Origin of the sequence: Clostridium tarantellae, assembly GCF_009295725.1 — a bacterium.
GTDB lineage: Bacteria > Bacillota > Clostridia > Clostridiales > Clostridiaceae > Sarcina > Sarcina tarantellae.
Window position 1 is genome coordinate 1 of record NZ_WHJC01000231.1, and the last position, 5413, is coordinate 5413.

General features: G+C 25.0%; 4 protein-coding genes, 1 tRNA gene and 1 rRNA gene. 1 reads left to right on the forward strand and 5 read right to left on the reverse strand.

The window, feature by feature from the left end; translation table 11 throughout:
- Positions 1–1188: LTA synthase family protein (locus GBZ86_RS12125; RefSeq protein ID WP_152891019.1), on the forward strand; the 1188-nt coding region annotated here is incomplete at its 5' end.
- Between the two features lie 34 nt (positions 1189–1222).
- Here the strand turns inward: GBZ86_RS12125 and GBZ86_RS12130 are convergent.
- The 5 genes from GBZ86_RS12130 to GBZ86_RS12150 all read right to left on the reverse strand — a co-directional run.
- Positions 1223–2731: a hypothetical protein gene (locus GBZ86_RS12130; protein WP_152891021.1), complete on the reverse strand. Its 1509-nt coding sequence runs from the start codon at positions 2729–2731 to the stop codon at positions 1223–1225.
- The gene (locus tag GBZ86_RS12135; protein ID WP_152891023.1) at positions 2728–4158 is read right to left on the reverse strand and encodes a HAMP domain-containing sensor histidine kinase; all 1431 of its coding nucleotides are present in this window, start codon (positions 4156–4158) and stop codon (positions 2728–2730) included. Before GBZ86_RS12135 ends, GBZ86_RS12130 begins: the two co-directional genes overlap by 4 nt.
- 1 nt (position 4159) lies before the next feature.
- The gene (locus GBZ86_RS12140; protein WP_152891025.1) at positions 4160–4843 is read right to left on the reverse strand and encodes a response regulator transcription factor; all 684 of its coding nucleotides are present in this window, start codon (positions 4841–4843) and stop codon (positions 4160–4162) included.
- 254 nt (positions 4844–5097) lie between these two features.
- Positions 5098–5172, reverse strand: a tRNA-Asn gene (locus tag GBZ86_RS12145).
- A gap of 54 nt (positions 5173–5226) precedes the next feature.
- A 23S ribosomal RNA gene (locus GBZ86_RS12150) occupies positions 5227–5413 on the reverse strand; the annotation flags it as partial.

The following is a 5413-nucleotide window of genomic DNA, read 5'->3' on the forward strand; positions in this document are numbered from 1 at the left end:
GTTATAAACACTATAAAAAATTCTAAACCATATAAAATTACTCCAGAAGATAAATCTCAAATAGATGCTTATTATAAATTTAAAAATGAAAATTTATCTGATAATAAATATAAAGGAATGTTTAAAAATAAAAATTTATTAATAATTCAGGTAGAATCTTTAGAGAGTTTTGTTCTTAATAAAAGTATAAATGGACAAGAAATAACTCCTAATTTAAATAAAATTTTAAATAATTCTATTTATTTTCCTAATATATTTGAGCAAGTTAATGAAGGCACAAGCTCCGATTGTGATTTAATGATAAATACTTCAATGTTCCCATTAAGACAAGGTAGTACTTTCTTTAGATATCCAAATACAACTTATAATTCACTACCAAATATCTTAGAAAAAGAAGGCGGTTATGATACCATAGCAATTCATTCAGACAAAGGCTCTTTCTGGAACTATGCTCAAGGACTAACAGGTATTGGATTTAATAAGTTTGTTGATTATTATTCATTTAACCATGATGAAATGATAGGTATGGGATTAAGTGATGGAAGTTATTTTAAACAAGTTGCTCCTATGCTAAAAGACTTAAAGCAACCATTTTATGCTTTTACAGTGACATTAACAAGTCATGGACCTTTTGATATACCTAAAGATTATCGCAAATTAAATTTAAATTCTGAATTAGATAAAAATGAATTAGGCGGTTACTTTGAAAGTATTCACTATACAGATACTCAAATAGGAATGTTTTTAGAAACATTAAAAAAAGAAGGTTTACTTGATAATACATTAGTAGTAATAGAAGGAGACCATACTGGTGTTCATAAATATTACAATAGTAAAATAGAACAATTATCCAATCCAGAAGATTGGTGGTTAGATGATGGAAATCATGTAATTCCTTTTATAATGTTTAATCCATCTATTAAAAAACCTGTAGTATTTGATACTTATGGAGGTCAAACAGATATAATGCCTACAATTTTATACGCTTTAGGTATTAATAATAATTTATATGAAGACACTGCTTTAGGAAGAAATCTTTTAAATACTAATCGTTCTTATGCAATTACAAATGATAAAACAATAAAAGGTGACCTTTCTCCTGAAGATAAAAATATTCTTTCAAATGTACTAGATTTGTCTGATAAAATGATTCGTAGTAATTATTTTGAGGATAAAATAAGTAATTAATAAAAGAGCAATTAGCTTAAAGCTAATTGCTTTTTTATTTGATAATTTTTCCTCCATATTCATCTACAATATTGTTCCAATAGTTAACAAAATCTCCTGTAGCCCACTCTGCCATTACAATTTCATCATTACTATTAATCTTTATATTTGCTAGTTCATTTTTAATCTTACCATTAATAATTTTATATATAACTAATCTATCTTCAATTAAAGCAACAGCAAATTTTGAATTAGGAGAACTTACTAAATCTCTAGTAGATGGATTAAAATCTATAACTTTATTCCATGGTATTAACATAGTATCATAATTTACAAAAGTATTTACTGGAGAAATATTAATTAAAAAAGCCATTGTTTCATCTCCACTTTTACAATTAATTAAACTTTCTAATTGCCATTGCCCATTTTTCCTTACTAAAGTAACATTTTTATAATTATTATTTAAATCAAATTTTTTTGAATTTTCTAATTTATTTGCTTCTAAAAATTTCATTTTTGAATTTTCATAAATTACTTTTCCTTTTTCTCCAAGTAAATTAGTTATATCAACACTTTCTGAAGTATTTAAAGAATCCACAGGGATAATCTTATATTTATTATATTTATTATTAAAGTCTTTTCCATTATAATATTGTAAGCCTATATAATCATTTCCTATAAAAGTAATATCATTATAACCATTATCCTGTACAAGAGTACTTTTTATTTCTTTTTCACCCTTTTTTTTATTTATAACTTTTAATACTTCTTCATGCCCCCAATTATAATTTTTAGATTCTAATTGGATTTTAGAAAACCCATTAGTTCTTGGTAATAATAACATATTATTCAACTCTTTTATAGGCTGAATAGTATCACCATTCATAGATATCCATAAAGTTTTATATTGTGGTAAAATTAATTCTCCTGAACTATTTTTTTTACCAAGAGTTTTTAAACCTAATAAAATACCTGCATCCATTTTATAATATTTATCTTGAGAATCAATTATTTTATTTAAATTATCACTACTTTTAACTTCATCTGAATCTTCTTCTGAATTATTAGCGCTAGAACTTTTTTTAATAAGCTCTGCTACAACTGTAGGACTATATAAACTTGATTTAAATAAAATAGCCTTATTATTATCAGCTAAAATTATATTAAAATAAGTTTTGTTATTATCAGATACAGATATTATGTCTACATATTCTTTATCTTTAAGATCATACTTACTAGTTATTTTATTGCTTCCTGATATATATTCATTTTTATTTAATCTTTTAAGCTTAAATTTAGGATTTTCAATAATATTATCTTCAATACTTACAGAATCTTCACTTATAGTAACTAATTCATTCATAAAATTATCTTGCTGTCCTTCTTCTACAGCTGCTTCATCAATAACTTCATATGAAATAGGTTTCCAAATACCATTAATAGATATGCTATTAGGCTTAGGAGGAATAACTTTATTTTGATCAAATACCTTATTTTTAGTACATCCTGTAAGAAAAAACATACTAATTAAAAACATACTAATCAATGTCATTCTTCTTTTCATTTAACTCTACCATCCTCTATTTTCTTAGAAATATTAATATGAACTTCTGTTCCTTTTCCTAAAACACTATTTATTTGTAATGTTCCTCCATGTAGTTTAACTATTTCATCACATATGGATAATCCTATACCATTTTGAGACTTAGAATTTTTACCTTTAAAAAACTTTTCTTTTACTTTAGGTAATTCATCTTCTGTAATTCCACAACCATTATCTTTAATTATTATATTTATATAATCTTCATTATTAATTATTATTATTTTTATTTCTCCACCTTCATTAGTAAATTTAAAAGAATTATCTAATATATTTATAAAAACTTGATTTAATCTATCTCTATCTCCTGTAATAATTAGATTTTCTTCTATATAGCATAAAATATTTAAATTTTTATTTTCTCTTTCTGCTCTAGGATTCATATATGTTTTTATATAATTAATGAATTGTATTAAATCTATTTCTTGATATTTTAAAGTTATCTTTCCATTAACAAATTTCGAAAAATCTAATAATTCTTCAACCATATTACTTAATCTATCAGATTCTTTCTCTATTATATTAAACCCCATCTCTAAAGTATTTTTATCAGTAAATTCATTATTTAAAGTTATTGCCCATCCTTTAATTGATGTAAGTGGAGTCCTTAATTCATGAGAAATTGATGAAATAAACTCATTTTTTAATTGTTCTCTTTTTTCTAATTCATCAGCCATAAAATTTAATGCATAAGCTAATTTAGCAATTTCATCTTCAGTTGTTATATTATTTCTAATTTTCAAATTGCCTTTAGCCATTTCTTCTGCCACTATTGTTAATTCTTTTAAAGGATTTATTATACTATTAGCTAAAAAATAACTTAAAAATATGCCTATTGTTAATACCGTAATCCCTATTATTAGAAATACTAAAAAGAAATTAAAAACAAATCCATCTACATTTTTCATTGAACTTACATATCTTATTACACCAACTATTTTTTTATTATTTTCTAATGGATGAGAAATAGCCATAACCTTTCCATCATAATAAGGTACATTTCCAATCCATTTTACAATTTGTCCTTTTAATGCTTTTTTAACATCTAATAATTCCACATCTGAAGAAGGTATAACACCTAATGAATCCATTATTAAATTGCCATTTTCATCGTATATTTGAACTTGAGCATTAGTTTGTTTCCAAAAAGTATCTATATCTTCATTAACCGTATCTTCTAAACTTACATAAGAAAAATACTTTTTATAAAATTCAGCTGCCATCTTTATTTGACTTGTTAAAATACCTTCTATATTCTGATAATAATATCTTGATATAAAAAGCATAAACATTCCTGACACAATTATAATTGTAGATAAAAGTATAACTAAAAAATTTTTTATTAATCTCGTTTTAATACTTTTTTTATTTTTATTTGCAAAAACATTCATTTTATCTTCTCCATCTATATCCAGTTCCCCATATAGTTTCTATATATCTAGGCTGTGATGGACTATCTTCTATTTTAGCTCTTAATCTTCTTATATTTACATCTACTATTTTAGGATCACCAAAAAAATCTACTCCCCAAACTAAGTTTAAAAGTTCATCTCTAGTAAAAGCTTTACCTGGATTTTGCATAAATATTTTCATTAATAAAAATTCTTTTGGTGTAACATCTATTTCTTCTTCATTTTTATATAAACTTTGAGAATATAAATCTAACTTGAATACTTCAGCTAGTATTACATCTTTTATATTATTAGGCTTATCACCTTCTAATCTTCTTATTAAAGCTTTAACTCTTAAAGTTATTTCTACAGGATTAAAAGGCTTTAATACATAATCATCAGCTCCAAACTGTAATCCCATTATTTTATCCATATCTTCACCTTTTGCAGTTAACATTATTATACCTATTTTAGGAAATAGTTCTCTTAATTTTTGACATACATCAAATCCATTTATTCCTGGCAACATAACATCTAAAATAGCTACATCTGGTTTTTCTATAGCAGCTTTTCTTAATCCCTCTTCACCTGTTTCACATTCTATAACATCAAAATTTTCTCTTTGAAAATTAATTCTTAAAAATCCTCTTATACTTTCCTCATCTTCTACAAGTAATATTTTCATAACTTCTCCTCCTAAAATACTTAAATTAAATATTATCTAATTCACATTAAATATATTATATACTACAAATTTAATATTAACTTTACAAATAACTTACACTAAATATATCTTTATATAAAAAAAATACACTTTTATATAATAAACTAATGTTATTTTTCCATTTATTTTATTAAATAAACTTTCAAATTAAAATTAATAGCTATTTTTATAAATAAAAAAAGCTTATAGTAAAACTATAAGCTTAATATTCTAAATGGCTCCTCGGAGAGGGCTCGAACCTCCAACCTATCGGTTAACAGCCGAGTGCTCCACCATTGAGCTACCGAGGAATATATTTAATGAAAGATTGTTCTTTCAAAATTGCACTAAGTTAATTAAGTGATTTGGTCAAGCCCTCGACCTATTAGTATCAGTCAGCTGAACATGTTACCATGCTTACACCTCTGACCTATCAACCTTGTGTTCTTCAAGGGGTCTTACTAGCTTATGCTATGGGAAATCTCATCTTGAGGTGGGCTTCACGCTTAGATGCTTTCAGCGTTTATCCCTTCCCGACTTAGCTACCCAGCT

Coding starts and splice junctions, on each gene's coding strand:
- GBZ86_RS12130 (WP_152891021.1), bottom strand. CDS start 2,731: ATGAAAAGAAGAATGACATTGATTAGTATGTTTTTAATTAGTATGTTT.
- GBZ86_RS12135 (WP_152891023.1), bottom strand. CDS start 4,158: ATGAATGTTTTTGCAAATAAAAATAAAAAAAGTATTAAAACGAGATTA.
- GBZ86_RS12140 (WP_152891025.1), bottom strand. CDS start 4,843: ATGAAAATATTACTTGTAGAAGATGAGGAAAGTATAAGAGGATTTTTA.